14 protein-coding genes and 1 pseudogene are annotated in these 14,871 nt (G+C 65.4%); 10 read left to right on the top strand and 5 right to left on the bottom strand.

The annotated features are described in order from the left end of the window. Window positions 1-88 precede the first annotated feature (88 nt). From ACQY5A_RS15720 to ACQY5A_RS15680, 9 genes and pseudogenes are all read left to right on the top strand, one after another. Entirely contained in the window at window positions 89-1,066 is a 978-nt protein-coding gene (locus ACQY5A_RS15720) for an ABC transporter permease (protein WP_428341247.1), read from the top strand. Next, complete coding sequence (locus ACQY5A_RS15715; RefSeq protein ID WP_428341246.1) at window positions 1,063-2,013, top strand: ABC transporter permease; 951 nt, start codon at window positions 1,063-1,065, stop codon at window positions 2,011-2,013. Before ACQY5A_RS15720 ends, ACQY5A_RS15715 begins: the two co-directional genes overlap by 4 nt. Continuing rightward, entirely contained in the window at window positions 2,013-3,848 is a 1,836-nt protein-coding gene (locus ACQY5A_RS15710) for a dipeptide ABC transporter ATP-binding protein (RefSeq protein WP_428341245.1), read from the top strand. Before ACQY5A_RS15715 ends, ACQY5A_RS15710 begins: the two co-directional genes overlap by 1 nt. Next, window positions 3,832-5,499 carry an ABC transporter family substrate-binding protein gene (locus ACQY5A_RS15705; RefSeq protein WP_428341530.1) on the top strand — a complete coding sequence of 556 codons (1,668 nt, stop codon included), beginning with the start codon at window positions 3,832-3,834 and terminating at the stop codon, window positions 5,497-5,499. Before ACQY5A_RS15710 ends, ACQY5A_RS15705 begins: the two co-directional genes overlap by 17 nt. Before the next feature lie 63 nt (window positions 5,500-5,562). Next, window positions 5,563-6,249, top strand: a complete 687-nt coding sequence (locus ACQY5A_RS15700; RefSeq protein WP_428341244.1) for a hypothetical protein — start codon at window positions 5,563-5,565, stop codon at window positions 6,247-6,249. Beyond that, on the top strand, window positions 6,246-6,959 hold the full coding sequence (locus ACQY5A_RS15695) for an RES family NAD+ phosphorylase (protein WP_428341243.1): 714 nt from the start codon (window positions 6,246-6,248) through the stop codon (window positions 6,957-6,959). Before ACQY5A_RS15700 ends, ACQY5A_RS15695 begins: the two co-directional genes overlap by 4 nt. Window positions 6,960-6,976: 17 nt before the next feature. Continuing rightward, window positions 6,977-7,219, top strand: a pseudogene (locus ACQY5A_RS15690) (ABC transporter family substrate-binding protein); the annotation flags it as partial. Window positions 7,220-7,346: 127 nt separating this feature from the next. Next, window positions 7,347-8,015, top strand: coding sequence for a nucleotidyltransferase domain-containing protein (locus ACQY5A_RS15685; protein ID WP_428341242.1), 669 nt, complete (start codon window positions 7,347-7,349; stop codon window positions 8,013-8,015). Further along, window positions 8,015-8,410, top strand: coding sequence for a hypothetical protein (locus ACQY5A_RS15680; protein WP_428341241.1), 396 nt, complete (start codon window positions 8,015-8,017; stop codon window positions 8,408-8,410). Before ACQY5A_RS15685 ends, ACQY5A_RS15680 begins: the two co-directional genes overlap by 1 nt. A gap of 66 nt (window positions 8,411-8,476) precedes the next feature. On the opposite strand, the gene ACQY5A_RS15675 is transcribed toward ACQY5A_RS15680, so the two are convergent. Then, window positions 8,477-11,089, bottom strand: a complete 2,613-nt coding sequence (locus tag ACQY5A_RS15675; RefSeq protein WP_428341240.1) for an AAA family ATPase — start codon at window positions 11,087-11,089, stop codon at window positions 8,477-8,479. Beyond that, window positions 11,086-12,252 carry a metallophosphoesterase family protein gene (locus ACQY5A_RS15670; protein WP_428341239.1) on the bottom strand — a complete coding sequence of 389 codons (1,167 nt, stop codon included), beginning with the start codon at window positions 12,250-12,252 and terminating at the stop codon, window positions 11,086-11,088. The genes ACQY5A_RS15675 and ACQY5A_RS15670 overlap by 4 nt, the downstream gene beginning before the upstream one ends. A gap of 198 nt (window positions 12,253-12,450) precedes the next feature. Between ACQY5A_RS15670 and ACQY5A_RS15665 the strand changes: the two genes are divergently transcribed. Further along, a complete protein-coding gene (locus ACQY5A_RS15665; RefSeq protein WP_428341238.1) occupies window positions 12,451-12,957 on the top strand; it encodes a SixA phosphatase family protein in 507 nt (168 codons plus the stop codon). 16 nt (window positions 12,958-12,973) lie between these two features. Here the strand turns inward: ACQY5A_RS15665 and ACQY5A_RS15660 are convergent, their stop codons facing one another. The 3 genes from ACQY5A_RS15660 to ACQY5A_RS15650 all read right to left on the bottom strand — a co-directional run bounded on the left by ACQY5A_RS15660 (window position 12,974) and on the right by ACQY5A_RS15650 (window position 14,823). Continuing rightward, window positions 12,974-13,561, bottom strand: coding sequence for a hypothetical protein (locus ACQY5A_RS15660; RefSeq protein WP_428341237.1), 588 nt, complete (start codon window positions 13,559-13,561; stop codon window positions 12,974-12,976). A 159-nt stretch (window positions 13,562-13,720) separates the two neighbouring features. Next, entirely contained in the window at window positions 13,721-14,278 is a 558-nt protein-coding gene (locus ACQY5A_RS15655; RefSeq protein ID WP_428341236.1) for a DUF3558 domain-containing protein, read from the bottom strand. Next, on the bottom strand, window positions 14,275-14,823 hold the full coding sequence (locus tag ACQY5A_RS15650; protein ID WP_428341235.1) for a DUF3558 domain-containing protein: 549 nt from the start codon (window positions 14,821-14,823) through the stop codon (window positions 14,275-14,277). Before ACQY5A_RS15650 ends, ACQY5A_RS15655 begins: the two co-directional genes overlap by 4 nt. Between the last annotated feature and the right edge of the window lie 48 nt (window positions 14,824-14,871).

Here is a 14,871-nt window from a genome sequence, read left to right as displayed (position 1 = left end):
CAAATCAGCCGGATCACAATGTTGATGACGACGGGCGGCGGGGCGTCTCTTAGTCTGGGCGAATGCGACAGGGGCGGGGCCAGTAGCCATGACCCGCTTCCTCGCACGTCGCGTGCTGAACTACGTGGTGCTCCTGGCGTTGGCGTCGTTTCTGACGTTCTGCCTGACCGCGGTGGCGTTCTCGCCGCTGGAAAGCCTGATGCAGCGCAGTCCGCGCCCGCCGCAAGCCGTGATCGACGCCAAGGCCACCCAGCTTGGGCTGGACAAACCTATTCCGCTGCGGTACGCGAACTGGGCAACGCATGCGGTGCGCGGCGACTTCGGCACCACGATCACCGGTCAGCCGGTGTCAGGTGAATTGTGGCGGCGCATCGGCGTCAGCCTTCGCCTGCTGCTGATCGGTTCGGTGGCCGGGACGATCATCGGGGTGGCCCTCGGCGCCTGGGGGGCGATCCGCCAGTACCGCGTCAGCGACCGCGTGATCACGATGCTGTCGCTGCTGATGTTGTCCGCCCCGACATTCGTGATCGCCAACCTGCTGATCCTCGGGGCGCTGCGGGTGAACTGGGCGCTGGGATGGCAGCTGTTCCAGTACACCGGGGAAACCTCGCCCGCACTGATCGACGGCGCGGGGTCACGGTTCGTGGATCGGTTGCAACACTTGGCCTTACCGACGCTGACGTTGACGCTGGGCACCGCGGCCGGGTTCAGCCGCTATCAGCGCAATGCGATGCTCGACGTGCTCGGCCAGGATTTCATCCGCACCGCACGGGCCAAAGGATTGACCCGCCGCCGCGCCCTGATCAAGCACGGACTGCGTACCGCCCTGATTCCGCTGGCGACGTTATTCGCCTACGGCGTAGCCGGATTGGTGACCGGCGCGGTGTTCGTCGAGAAAATCTTCGGTTGGCACGGTATGGGCGAGTGGATGGTGCAGGGGGTCGCGACGCAGGACGCCAACATCGTCGCGGCGATCACGGTGTTCGCCGGCGCGGTTGTGTTGCTGGCCGGCCTGCTCTCCGACGTCATATACGCCGCGCTCGATCCCCGGGTGCGGGTGTCATGACCCGGGCCGGCGCCGATCAACAGGGCGGTGCGATCGGAACAGAGCAGGAGAAGCGGCGCCAAAATAGCGTTGTTGCGTTGGCGACGCCGGAATTCGCCTCACGACGGACATTGGTGCTGCGCCGCTTCTTGCGTCGCCGCTCGGCGGTGGCGGCGCTGCTCGTGCTCATGATGCTGTTCGTCGGCTGCTACACGCTGCCGTCGATGCTGCCGTACTCCTACAGCGACCTGGACTTCGACGCGCTGCTGCAGCCGCCCAACGCCCGACACTGGTTGGGCACCAACGCACTTGGCCAGGATTTGCTGGCCCAGACCTTGCGCGGCATGCAGAAGTCGATGCTGATCGGCGTCTGCGTCGCGTTCGTCTCCACGGCTATCGCCGCGACCGTGGGCTCGGTCTCCGGATTCTTCGGCGGTTGGCGCGACCGCGCGCTGATGTGGCTGGTCGACCTCATGCTGGTGGTGCCCGGATTCCTGCTGATCATGATCCTGACGCCGCGCACCAAGGGCTCCGGCAACATCATCGCACTGGTCCTGCTGCTGGCCGGCTTCGGTTGGATGGTCAGCTCGCGCATGGTGCGCGGCATGACGATGAGCCTGCGCGAACGCGAATTCATCCGTGCCGCGCGCTATATGGGCGTGCCGAACCGGCGAATCATCACCCACCACGTGGTGCCGAACGTTGCGTCGATTCTGATCATCGACACGGCGCTGAATGTGGCTGCCGCGATCCTGGCCGAGACCGGGCTGAGCTTCCTCGGCTTCGGCATCCAGCCTCCGGACGTGTCGCTGGGAACGCTGATCGCCGACGGCACCCAGTCGGCGACGACGTTCCCGTGGGTGTTCTTGTTCCCCGCCGGTGTCCTCGTGCTGATCCTGTTGTGCGCCAACGTCACCGGCGACGGTCTGCGTGACGCGCTCGATCCCGCGTCCCGCGGTGGGCGCTGATGAGCCGGCTCCTCGACGTCACCAATTTGGCGGTCAGCTTCCCCACCGAAGGGCCGCCGTTGAAAGCCGTGCGCGGCATCGACTTCCACGTCGACGCCGGTGAGGTGGTGGCGATCGTCGGCGAGTCCGGCTCGGGCAAGTCGACGGCGGCGATGGCGGTGGTGTCGCTGCTTCCGGAGTACGCCGACATTCACGGTTCGGTGCGGCTGCAGGGCAACGAGCTGATCGGGTTGCCGGACGACGCCATGTCGCGGTGTCGCGGCAACACGATCGGCATGGTCTTTCAAGACCCGATGTCGGCACTGACGCCGGTCTACACCGTCGGCGATCAGATCGCCGAGGCCATCGAGGTGCATCACCCTCGCACCGGCAAGCGTGCGGCCCGTCAGCGCGCGGTCGAGTTGCTCGAGCTGGTCGGCATTGCGCAGCCCGAGCGGCGGGCGCGGGCGTTCCCGCATGAGCTGTCCGGCGGCGAGCGGCAGCGCGTGGTGATCGCGATCGCGATCGCCAACGATCCCGACCTGCTGATCTGCGACGAGCCGACCACCGCTCTCGACGTCACGGTGCAGGCGCAAATCCTCGAGGTGCTCAAGACCGCACGCGACGTCACCGGCGCCGGGGTGCTGCTGATCACCCACGATCTCGGTGTGGTGGGCGAATTCGCCGACCGCGCGCTGGTGATGTACGCCGGCCGGATCGTCGAGTCGGCGGCCGTCAACGATGTCTACCGCGATCGCCGGATGCCCTACACCGTCGGACTATTGGGGTCGGTTCCACGGTTGGACGCCCCGCAGGGCACCCGGTTGGTGCCGATCCCGGGCGCTCCCCCGTCGCTGAGCGCGCTGGAGCCGGGGTGCCCGTTCGGGCCACGCTGCCCGCTGGTCGTCGACGAATGCCGCACCGCCGAGCCGAAGCTGGTGCCGGTGGCCCCGGACCACAGTGCCGCCTGCATCCGCACCGAGCACGTCGTCGGGCGCAGTGCCTCGGATGTGTACGGGGTCAGCACGTCCGCCGATGCGGTGGAAGCGGACGAGCCACCCGTCGTCGTACGCGTCCGCGGCCTGGTCAAGACCTACCCGTTGACGAAGGGCGTGCTGTTTCGCCGCCGCATCGGCGAGGTCCGCGCGGTCGACGGCATCAGCTTCGAGCTGCAGCAGGGCCGCACGCTGGCCATCGTGGGCGAGTCGGGGTCGGGCAAGTCGACGAGCCTGCACGAGATCCTCGAATTGGTTGCGCCGCAGTCGGGTTCGATCGAAGTGCTCGGGATTAATGTTGCCACGTTGAAGTCGACGGGCCGCCGGGCACTGCGGCGCGACATCCAGGTCGTCTTCCAAGACCCCGCGGCGGCGCTGGATCCTCGACTGCCGGTTTTCGACCTGCTGGCCGAGCCGTTGCACGCCAACGGATTCAGCAAGGCCGATACCAGCGCGCGGGTCGCCGAGCTGCTCGACACCGTCGGGCTGCGACGCACCGATGCCAGCCGCTATCCCGCCGAGTTCTCCGGCGGGCAGAAGCAGCGCATCGGAATTGCGCGGGCGCTGGCGCTGCGGCCCAAGATCCTCGCGCTCGACGAGCCGGTGTCGGCGCTCGACGTGTCGATTCAAGCCGGCATCCTCAACCTGCTGCTCGATCTGCAGCAAGACCTCGGACTGTCGTATCTGTTTGTCTCGCACAATCTTTCAGTGGTGAAGCACCTCGCCCACCAGGTCGTGGTGATGCTGCGCGGCGCCATCGTGGAGCAGGGTGACAGCGACGAGATCTTCAGCAGGCCGCAACACGAGTACACCCGCCGCCTGTTGGCGGCTGTGCCGCAACCGGATTCGGCTCGTGGGTAAGCGTCTGCTGGCGATCGCGGTCGCGGTCAGCCTGCTGGCCGGCTGCTCGTCGTCGGCCGACTACCTGACGAGCGGGCCCGCTCCCGTCGTCGGCGCAACCAGCGATGTCAACCCGCAGAACCCGGCGACTCTGCGCGACGGCGGCGACCTTCGACTGGCGCTCACCGAATTCCCATCGAACTTCAACACGCTGCACATCGACGGCAACTCCGCCGATGTCGCCGGCATGCTGAAGGCCACCATGCCGCGGGCGTTCGTGATCGGACCGGACGGCTCCACCACCGTCGACTCCGACTACTTCAGCAGCGTCGAACTAACCGGGACCAACCCGCAGGTGGTCACCTACACCTTCAACCCGAGGGCAACCTGGTCCGACGGCACCCCGCTCCGCTGGGAGGACATCGCCAGCCAAATCCATGCCACCAGTGGGGCCGACAAGAACTTCGCGATCGCCGGCACCAATGGCAGCGAGCGGGTCAAGTCGGTGACCCGCGGCGTGGACGACCGCCAGGCCGTGATCACGTTCGCCAAGCCCTACGCGGAATGGCGCGGCATGTTCGCCGGCAACACCATGCTGCTGCCGAAAAGCATGACCGCCACACCGGAGGCGTTCAATACCGCGCAACTCTCCGGTCCCGGCCCGTCGGCGGGCCCGTTCGTCGTCTCGGCACTGGATCGAACCAAACAGCGAATTGTGTTGACCCGCAACCCTAAATGGTGGGGTGAACGGCCACGCCTGGACCGGATCACCTTTCTGGTGCTCGATGACGCGGCTCGTTTGCCCGCACTGCAGAATAGGGCGATCGACGCGACCGGGCTCGCCGGGCTGGATCAGATGACGATCGCCAGGCGCACCAAGGGCATTTCCATCCGCCGAGCGCCGACCCCGAGCTGGTATCACTTCACCTTCAACGGCGCGAAGGGGTCGATTCTGGCCGACCCGGCGTTGCGCCGCGCCATCGCCGAGGGGATCGACCGGCAGAGCATCGCCGCCGTCAGCCAGCACGGACTCAACAGCCATCCGACCGCGCTGAACAACCACATCTTTGTCGAAGGCCAGCAGGGCTACGAAGACAACAGCGGCGTCGTCGCCTACAACCCGGACACGGCCAAGCGTGACCTCGACGCGCTCGGCTGGAAACTCAACGGGCGGTTCCGGGAACGCGACGGGCGGCAGCTCGTTGTCCGCGACCTGTTCTACGACGCGCAGACCAGTCGGCAGTTCGGCCTGATCGCGCAGCACAGCCTCGCGCAGATCGGGGTGAAGCTCGAACTGTTGGCCAAGGCCGGCAGCGGCTTCTTCACCAACTACATCAACGTCGGCGCGTTCGATATCGCGCAATTCGGTTGGCAGGGCGACGCTTTCCCACTCTCGGCGCTCACTCAGATCTACGCATCCAACGGCGAGAGCAATTTCGGCAAGATCGGCAGCGCCGAGATCGACGCCAAGATCGAGCAGACGCTGCAGGAGCTGGATCCGGGCAAGGCACGCGTGCTGGCCAACGAGGTCGATAAGGCGATCTGGGCCGAGGGATTCAGCCTGCCGCTGGTGCAGTCCCCCGGCAACGTCGCGGTCAACAGCTCGCTGGCCAACTTCGGCGCGGCCGGGCTGGCCGACCTGGATTACACCGCGATTGGATTCATGCGCTGAGAGCTCCAGCTATCGAGCGGCGTAGCATGTGCAACGAGCGCACTAACGCGCTACGCTTGCTACATGAGCCAATCAGGGTATGAAGTGGAGCGGCATCGCGATCACCTGGAGATCCGCGGACTAACCGGGTCTGAACTCGACGAGACGTTCGAGCAGCTCAACCTGATCCGGGACCTGCAGGCTCACGATGTCGTGAGTAGCCATGACCTAACTGCGACGCTCGCGCAACTGGTCGAACTTGTCGGCACGCTGCAGGCTGAGCGCACCGAGTCTGTTCGAGACGAGCTGCTGCAAGTCCTCACGAGCAGGGAAGTAAGCCTCATTCCGCCGGCGACACTCACCCAGGCGCAGCGATTGGCGGCCCATCGCGATGCGCTGCTCGCGACTCCCGTTCTCACCCACGAGACGCTGAGCGAGCTGCACCGGAATGCGCGCCAGTCGAGCACGAGAACCTGGCTCACACGGCGAAGGGATGAGCACGCGTTGTTCACCGTGAACGTCAAGGGCAAGACGGTGATCCCGGCGTTTCAGTTGGATGAAAGCGGAGAACCGAGGCCTGAATTGCAGCCCATGTTGTCGGTGTTGCATGAGGGTGGAATCGGGGGCTGGTCCCTGTGGACGTGGCTGACCAAGCCCACCAGCTTCCTCTCCGGCGGTGTTCCGGAGGAGGTGGCTCGCAAAAATCCGGAACGGGCGTTGCGCGCTGCTCAACGCTTCGCTCTCGCACCGGTCCGCCCAGCAACCGCATGACGGACAGCTACCCGCAGCAAGACATCGTCTGTCCAGACCCAGGCAGCTGTGTCGTGGCCACGGCACTTCCACTGTTGAAGACAGTCACCTTGAACAGCGGGAGAACCTTATACCGTGTTTACGACGGTGCGTACGGCTACGACCAGCACAACCCGGGCTTTGGTGACACACAGTTCGCACCGATAGACGACCCCGCCACCGGCAAACGGTTACCGAACGTGTACTTGGGCGAGACGCCCACCACTGTGTTGCTCGAAAGCATCTTCCACGATGTGCACGACACCGGAAGCAACGTGATTTATCTGCAACAGTTAGTGCAAAGACTCTTGGCGCACATGGCCGTTCCCGTTGACGCGACGCTCGGAGATCTTCGTGATTCAGCGCTGGACGACCTCGGTCTGACCCGCAGTCAAGTGGTGACGGCCCCTGCGGAGCACCATCCCTGCACGCGGAAGCTGGCCATCGCTGCACTCGCGCAATCGCACACTCCACCGCTGCAAGGCCTGATCTGGCATTCCCGACAAGCCGAGCTCGCCAAGGCACCGCCCCAGGAAGTCATCGTGCTGTTCGGCGAGCGGTACAAGACCAAGCCGGGCACCTGGAGGCGAGTGCCGCCTGGTTTACAGAATCTCTACGAGGGACCAGGCCGCCTGCTGGTGGACCAGATTGCCACGGATCTGGGCGCGATCATCGAGACGGGAGCGGCGTAGCTGCGGGCCGATTTCAACACGACCCGGAAAAGGCCGAACGCGACCTCGATGCGTTGTGCTGGAAACTCAACGGGCGGTTCCGGGAACGGGACGGGCGGCAACTGGTCGTCCGCGACCTGTTCTACGACGCGCAGACCAGTCGGCAGACAGGGCGACGCTTTCCCACTCTCGGCGCTCACTCAGATCTACGCTTCCAACGGCGAGAGCAACTCGGCAAGATCGGCAGCGCCGAGATCGACGCCAAGATCGAGCAGACGCTCCTGCCGGCGGCAATTTCGGCCTTCGCAGTCTCAGCGTGGATTAAATGCCCTCACGTGTCACGCACCGAAGATTCCAACTATAGTTGTGATACTCTAACTTTAGTTGTCAACAAGGAGCATGCATGCGATGCAGCTGAACCGGCCTTTCACCACGGTGACGCCGACGTTGGACGGCGACGTGCTCGGCGTTCTGGCGACCAGCGAGGCGACATTCACCATCACCCAGATCAGGCGCATCTTGGTCAGCGCGTCAGGGGAAGGCATCCGCAAAGTCCTCACCCGCCTTAATGCCCAGGGTGTGGTGCTCCATGACCAGGTCGGCAGGACCAACACCTATCGACTCAACACCGAACATCTTGCGGCAGAACCGATCCTAGCGCTGTCGCGCCTGACTTCAACGTTCCTGGACCGTCTCGAAACGCAACTGGAGGGGTGGGGCGACACGCTCAAGTACGCCGCGGTGTTCGGGTCAGCGGCAACGGGGCGGATGACTACAGGCAGTGACATCGATCTGTTCCTGGTGCGCGCCTCCGAACCCGAACACGACAGCCGCCAAGGGAATCTGGAGGCGTGGGAGCAGCAGGTGACCCAACTCGCACGGTCGGTCACCGCCTGGACCGGCAACGACGGCCGCGTCGTCGAGTACACCGAAGATGAGCTTCGCGCCGCGGCCGCCGCCGGTGAGCCGCTGCTGAGCGACGTGGCCAGGCAAGGCTTGACAGTCGCTGGGAGACGGGCATGGCTAACTAAGCAGCTGCGCCCGATGGACAAGGCCGCAGCACCGAGGAGGACCTGATGGCGGGGACGCGTAAGTGCAATTCCGTCGTGACCGCGGGGCGCCTTTCCAAGGCAGTTGAATTCTTCGACGCCGCTGAGCATCTGGAAGACGGCATGCCCAACGCGGCGGGTGATCTGTTCGTGGACGCCGGTATCGCCGCCTCCGACGTCATCTGCTGCGTCCGGCTTGGGGTCCATTCGTCAAGCAGCACCCACAGCGAGGCCGTCACTCTGCTGGAAACGGCGGCTAAGGGATACGAAAAATACCTGAGCACCCTGCTCGGTTTGAAGAATAAGGCGGCCTACACCCACCAGGCGCTCTCCACCGCGGAGTGCAAGAAGATGAACCGCGCCGCTTCTTGTCTGGTGGAGGCGGCCAAGCGAGCCGTGGCGTCAGCAGGCCAGTCCGACTGACTCCTCCGCGCTACACACCCTTAAGCGAATTGAGGTTGCCGTTGCTCGTTCAACTCCAGCTAACTCCTAGGCGCACAACTCGATCCGTCGAGCATCGTTGACACCGTCGTATCGCGCTGGCGTGCAGGTCAATACGATGACCTGTCCGCGCTCAGCCAACGTGTCGAACACCGAGGCCATCTTGACCAGCCGCTCGGGATCGGTGAAGCCGAGCGCGTCGTCGATCAGGATCGGCACGGCATCTTCTTTGGCGACCAGGGCCGCGCCGGCCAGCCGAGCCAGGATGCCGAGTTGCTCTTTGGCCCCGCCGGACAGCGACTCGTACGGGACGGTCCGACCGTCCAGCGTGCGGTTGAGGATGCACAGGTTGGTGTCGACCTCGACTTCGAAGCTCGGGCCGAAGACCGGCTTTCCCAGCCGCTCCAGTTCGGCGCGGAACGGCTCGACGTAGCGGAGTCGAGTCGTGTCGCGGTGGCGCGTCATCACCTCACGCAGCAGCTGCACCGCGCGCGCGCGGCGACCAACCCGGTCGTGTTCGCTGCGCGCATGCTCGCGGTCGATCTCGGCGACGTCGAGCTTGCCTTTGCGGCCTTCGGCACTGAATACCGTGAGCTGAGCGGCAATCTCGTGCAAGGTGCGCATGACGTCCTCGTGCCGCTGACCCAACGCCGCAGCCGACTCGACGGCATCGGCCAGCTCCGCGGCGACAGCCGCGGGTGCCTTTGCGGCTAACTGTTCCGACAGCTCGGCGACCCGGGCTGCGGCGGAGTCAGCCGCTGCCGTGTCGGCGTCGACGGCGGCGGCCAATCTCTCGTCAGGCAGGGTCGCCCGCTGTTCGGCCAGCCGATCAGCGATGGTGACCAGCTCGGCGCGCTGGGTCGCCAGCTTGTCGTGCACACGCGTTGCCTGCGTGGACATCTCGGTGAGCTTCTTCATCGCCAACGCGGCGACTTTGCGGTGGGTTTCGCAGTCCACGCCCGCCTGGGCGCGGGCCGCGACCGCCTCGAGCAGTTCGGCGCGCGCCGCCACGACGTCGACATCCCCGGAAAACGCCGGCTGCGACTGCAATTCCGTCAGCCGGGAGCGCAGCTGCCCGACGTCGTCGCCATCGGACAATCCCGCGATGGTGGCGCTGAGCCGGTCGCGGGTGCCCAGCAATTCGCGGCGTTGATCATCGGCCTGCCGCGCAGCCGCCAGATCCGCGACCTGCGCCGCCGTCAGCACGGCGGCCAGCTTCTCCTGCGCCGCGGAGTATTGCGCCTGAATGTCGAGCGCGGACGCATTAGGCGTGACGCGGGCCGTCACGAGGCCGGGGATCTCGACCTCGGTCGCGGTGTTCGCGACGGTCGACCAACTCTGACCGGCCGACAACGACATCCACTGATCGCCGATGACCAATTCGATGTCGGCGGCGGCGACGAATTCGACTGTCGCCGAGACCAAGGCGAGCTGGCTCTCGGTCCGCTCGACCGCGGAAGCGGCGTGTTCGATCTGCCGTAGCAGGTCGTCGGTCAGGGCGATGGTCGACAGCTCTTGCGTCACTTGGTCGCGCTCGCTCAGCGCGGCGTCGATTTTCGTGAGCTTGGCGGCCAGGCGCTGCGTCTCGTCGCGGTGGGCCAGGTCCTCGACGAGGCGCCGAGCCGCCTCGGCGCGCTGCTGGGCAGTGGCGAGAGCCTCGTCGGCCCGCTCGACGCCCGCGTCGGCTTCGACGGTGACATCGCGCGCGATCGCCTGTGCCTCGGTGGCCTCGCGGGCTTCATCTTCCAGGGCGGTGACGGCGGCTGTGCGCGAGTCGTTTTCGGTGAGCAGCCGAGCCCGCTCGGTGTGGGCGGCGGTGGACGCGGCACTGGTCGCGGTCGCGGCGGCCGCGATCAGCTCGGCCTCGCGTACCTGTTCGGTGAGCCGGGCGATGCCGTCGGCGGCGGCTTGAGCGATGGTCCGCCTGCTGCCGGCGGCCTGCCGCTGCTCGGTCAGCTCGGCCAACTCGACGGTCAACGCCGCATGGCTGTGCACCCGGTCGTGGACCTCGGCGACCGCCGCGGTGCAGCGCTCGACCTCCTGGTGGGCGTCTTCCAGCGCCTTGATCACCGTGGTCCATTCGCCGGTGGGGCGTCCGGTCGGGGTGAAGTAGCGGCCGTATTCGCTGTCGATGCGCTCGATCAACAGTGGCTCGGTTCCTGACAGGGCGGCCGCGTCACCGGCGGCGACGTCGAGGGCGCGAGTCAGGGCGTTGCACCCGGACAGGTTCACCGCATCGGTCGACGCGGACTGCAAAACCCTTTGGGCATGCCACAATTCGGTGTCCACGGTTTCGGTCAGCATGGCTTGCACGCGGTCGTGCGCCTCGTCGCCGCTGTGCTGTTCGCGGCGCGGCTCAAGAACCGTCAACTGCGTCTCGGGCTTTTTGTGAAAGCGCTTGCGATAGATGAAACGGTAAGCACCCGCGCTGATCTCGGCGGTGATCTCAGATCCGACGTCGGCGTGGGTCGGCTTGACCTGCTTGACCTCTTTCTTCGTCGACCGATCCTTGGACTCCAGCAGCAGATCGAGTGCCTCGACCATCGACGACTTGCCGATCTCGTTGGCACCCGACACCACGACCACCCCGTGATCGGGAAAATCGATCTCGCGGTAGGCGATGCCGCGATAGTTCTTCAGAACCAGGCGATGCAATTTCATGCCGCACCCCGTCCCTGCTGGCCCTGGTCGGTCAACCGCAACAACAACGCCAGGGCCGCCTGTGCGTCGCCCGCGGTCTGGTCGTCCCCGGCGCGCGCGACCTGCACCAACTCCTCGACCGCCGCGGCGGCGAACCCACCGATCCCCAGATCGCTGAACTCCCCGTCGGCCGGGATCACGGCCAGGTCGCTGTGGCTGTCCCACACTCGCAGCGACGCGAACAACCGCGAATACTTGTCCAGGCAGGCGTCCAACCCGGCACGGTCGGTGACGGTCAACGAGCCAATCAGGGCCAGCCGCAACACGGTTCGGTCTTTGTCAGGCATCAGGTCGAGGTTCATGTCCAGGTCGGCGATGTCGCGGCTGTCGTCCACGTGCCGGTTCAACGTGCTGAACCGCCAGCGGCCCACGCGTGCGGCCTCGACGGTCACCGGATGCTGCGGATCCCCCTCGTCGATGTCGACGATCAGCACGTGGCCGGGGTCGGCTTCGACGTCGTCGTAGTTGGTGACCTCCGGTGAACCCGAATACCAGACCCGCCCGGTACTGCCCACGTCGGTCAGCGAATGCCTGTCGCCCAACGCAACGTAGTGGATTGCGCCGCGGGCCAACGCGTCCTGCACGCCGGCCAGTCGGATCAACGACGGCTTGGTGGGATCGGGGTCGAGTACGTCGACACCGCCGTGCGCGACCAGAACCCGGGTGACGCCGTTGGCCGGCAGATCCTCGAGCACGTTGGCGACCAGGTCGGTCGTCGGCCGTTTGGAACGCCACGGTGCCGCGACGATCTGCAAACCCGGCCGGACCTCGTGGATTCCGGCGTGGTCGAGCACCCGGACGTTGGCGGGGCACTCGGCGGTGAACAGCGCACTGGTGTACACCGACGACGCGTCGAGCGGATCGTGGTTGCCGGGCAACAGATAAACGGGAATCCCGATGGCGCGCATGGCTTCCAAAGACTGGCTGATCACCGTCGGCGCCAACTGGTTGTCCTCGAAGACGTCACCGGACACCACGACGAACTCCGCACCGGCGTCGGCCGCCAGCGGACCGAGTCCGGCCACCGCGTCACGCCGGGCAGCCGAGTAGCGCGGTTGTGCTTCGCCCGCGAGGAAGTGACGGGTCATGCCGAGTTGCCAGTCGGCGGTGTGCACGAATCGCATTGCGATCGGAGTCCCTTCTGCGAGATGCCGGCCGCAGGCGACCGGGCACCGCGAGTTTAGGACCGCCCGCCGACAAGTCCCGGGACCTCAACCGGCAGGTCCGAGCGGCACCAGTGTCGTCGAACCTCACCGATATGCAGGTGTCACATCAGCCACATGAGCCTTCGGCGGGGCCGGCCGGAAAGTACCCTCTATCGCGTGAGTGATCACGACCGCACGCTGGTGTTGCTACGCCACGCGAAGTCGGCCTACCCCGACGGGGTAGCCGACCATGACCGACCGCTGGCATCTCGCGGTAGACGCGAAGCCGGATTGGCGGGTGACTGGCTGCGCGCCCACCAGCCGAAGTTCGACGCCGTGCTCTGCTCCACGGCGACCCGCACCCGTGAAACCCTGGAGCGCACCGGCATTGACGCACCGGTCGGCTACGACGACCGGCTCTACGACGCCTCACCAGGCATGGTGATCGAGCAGATCAACGCTGTGGGTGACGAAGTCTCGGTGTTGCTGCTGGTCGGCCACGAGCCGACGATGACGCAACTGGCCCTGGGATTGGCGAACCCGTTGACGATCAGTGCCGATGCCGCCGAACGCATCTCGATGAAGTTCCCGACCTCCGCCATGGCGGTTATGCGGTTTAACGGCAGCTGGACGGACCTCGAACTCGGGTCCGCCCAGCTGGCTGAATTTCACGTGCCGCGTTAGCGGCGACGACGACGAACTACTTGCAGATGTCGACGATCTTCTTGATCTTGTCGTCGAGGTTTTGACGCAGCTCATCCTGCGCGAAGTCCTGCGCACCGGCGAGATATCCGATGCTGAGCTCTTCGAGCTGAGTTCCCAACCCGTTCACGTTGTCCGCCAGGTCTTTCGGGGTAGCCGGCTCAGCGGCCACCCGGTCACGCAGGAACGCGCCACCGTCGTAGAACGCGAAGCGCTGCGCGGTCGCCACCGAGAGCGCGCCGATCGGGCCGCCGTTGTCCGGGTTCTTCAGGTGCGAGTTCCTGACCACGGCGCGGTCGGCGATCTTGAAGGTCTCGCAGATGTGCTTTTTGGCGTCGTTGCGCTGCTGGTCGCTGTATTTGCCCGCCGCTGCCGCGCTCTCGTTCGGGTAAAAGTATCCGTAAGCAGCGCCCGCGACGCCGAGGATCGCCAGCACCAACGCTGCAACGGCCAGCCAGAAGGGCAGCTTCGACGGGCGCGCGGCGTGAGAGGTGGCAGTGGTGGTCACCGGCGCGGCGGTTGGTGCGGCAACGGATTCGGTGACGTCCTCTGCGGACGATGGCTCGTTTATGGGTGTTTCAGACATTCGTCGATCGTATAGGGCTGCACTATTGGCCCGTAACCGTTTCAGGTCTCAATAAGACTTAACTCTGCTAAACGGTTTGGTGGACATATCCGCATTTGCGCATATGAAATCCCGTGCTGGCATGCTCTACCAGCGCACTGACAGTTTCAGTGCTGATAATCAGGAATTGGTCGAGAGCGTGAGCTCCATGAGCTTGAGGGCCTGCGCGCAGGCGTCGATACCAGGCACCTGGGGGTTGACCCACCAGCCGACCACACCGGCGGCGTCGCTGGCGACACCGCACGCTCCGTTCGGATCGTTGGGCTTCATCACGATCGACGCCACGCCGGCGATTGTTTTGTTCTCGATCTGGTACTTCAGAAATTCAGCGACCTTGCGCTCGTTGTCCAGGCTGCCCTGCTCGAACCAGAATCGGGTGATGTCGATCAAGCCGCCGGGATTGGCCGCTTGCCAGCGGCAGATCGCACCGACGAACGTGCTCTGGATGTCTTGAGGATCGGCGCCCACCGTCTTGGCCAGCACGTCGGTGGTCAGGACTTCGCATTCCTTTTGCAGGTTCGGGTATTGCTGCTCGGAATTGTTGTTGCGCGGCGAATCGCCGGCCCCCGCTTTCTGCGCCGAGCCGCCGACCGACTTGGTGCAACCGGTCGACATGGACAGCGCGGTGGCCAGCACGGCCACACTCACCAGAAACCGACGACGCACGCTGACACTCATTTGCCGTTCGCAATCGTTTGACGCGCCAACTCTTTGGCGATGTTGCAGGCGTCGGGGTACGGCTTCTGGTTGAAGTTCACCGACCATTCGAAGAAGTCGTCGTTGAACTGAATTCCGACCTCGCACAGCGAGTCGCCCAACTGCGGGTCGTTACCGACCGCGATGAAGCCGCCGTGTCCGCTGATATTGATGTCTTCGACGCTGGAACGCGACAACTCCTCGGTCTTGCGTTCGCGGCCGATCGGGCTGCCGCGATACCAGGAGAACGAGAAGTGCGGACCAAGGATGCCTCCGCCGGCCAGCCACTGACAACCCACTGAGTTCTTGGCCGTATTGATCAATCCGTTGATCTGCGTCAGCTTGTCCACCGTCTCGTCGGTGACGCCGCCGCACTGCGGGAACGACGGGCCATGACTCCCCTGCCCCGACGACGGTGACGTCGACCCAGGTGAATGGGACTGGTTGGAGCCGGAATCAGAGCACGCTGTCGCCATCGGAACCAAGGCTGCCGCCGCGCACGCAAGCGCCGCCACGTTCCGCCGCACGACTACCCCCACCTTCTGGTGATCACAGGTTGCACTGTAGCGGCACCA

This window comes from Mycobacterium sp., from assembly GCF_965277065.1.
GTDB lineage: Bacteria > Actinomycetota > Actinomycetes > Mycobacteriales > Mycobacteriaceae > Mycobacterium.
The sequence above is the reverse complement of the archived record's forward strand: the minus strand, read 5'-3'. Positions and strand labels throughout refer to the sequence as shown.

Bases quoted from the DNA above. Each gene is read 5' to 3' on its own strand.
- ACQY5A_RS15700 (WP_428341244.1), top strand. From the start codon at position 5,563: ATGAGCCAATCAGGGTATGAAGTGGAGCGGCATCGCGATCACCTGGAG.
- ACQY5A_RS15680 (WP_428341241.1), top strand. From the start codon at position 8,015: ATGGCGGGGACGCGTAAGTGCAATTCCGTCGTGACCGCGGGGCGCCTT.
- ACQY5A_RS15660 (WP_428341237.1), bottom strand. From the start codon at position 13,561: ATGTCTGAAACACCCATAAACGAGCCATCGTCCGCAGAGGACGTCACC.
- ACQY5A_RS15695 (WP_428341243.1), top strand. From the start codon at position 6,246: ATGACGGACAGCTACCCGCAGCAAGACATCGTCTGTCCAGACCCAGGC.
- ACQY5A_RS15685 (WP_428341242.1), top strand. From the start codon at position 7,347: ATGCAGCTGAACCGGCCTTTCACCACGGTGACGCCGACGTTGGACGGC.
- ACQY5A_RS15715 (WP_428341246.1), top strand. From the start codon at position 1,063: ATGACCCGGGCCGGCGCCGATCAACAGGGCGGTGCGATCGGAACAGAG.
- ACQY5A_RS15675 (WP_428341240.1), bottom strand. From the start codon at position 11,089: ATGAAATTGCATCGCCTGGTTCTGAAGAACTATCGCGGCATCGCCTAC.
- ACQY5A_RS15720 (WP_428341247.1), top strand. From the start codon at position 89: ATGACCCGCTTCCTCGCACGTCGCGTGCTGAACTACGTGGTGCTCCTG.
- ACQY5A_RS15710 (WP_428341245.1), top strand. From the start codon at position 2,013: ATGAGCCGGCTCCTCGACGTCACCAATTTGGCGGTCAGCTTCCCCACC.
- ACQY5A_RS15670 (WP_428341239.1), bottom strand. From the start codon at position 12,252: ATGCGATTCGTGCACACCGCCGACTGGCAACTCGGCATGACCCGTCAC.
- ACQY5A_RS15655 (WP_428341236.1), bottom strand. From the start codon at position 14,278: ATGAGTGTCAGCGTGCGTCGTCGGTTTCTGGTGAGTGTGGCCGTGCTG.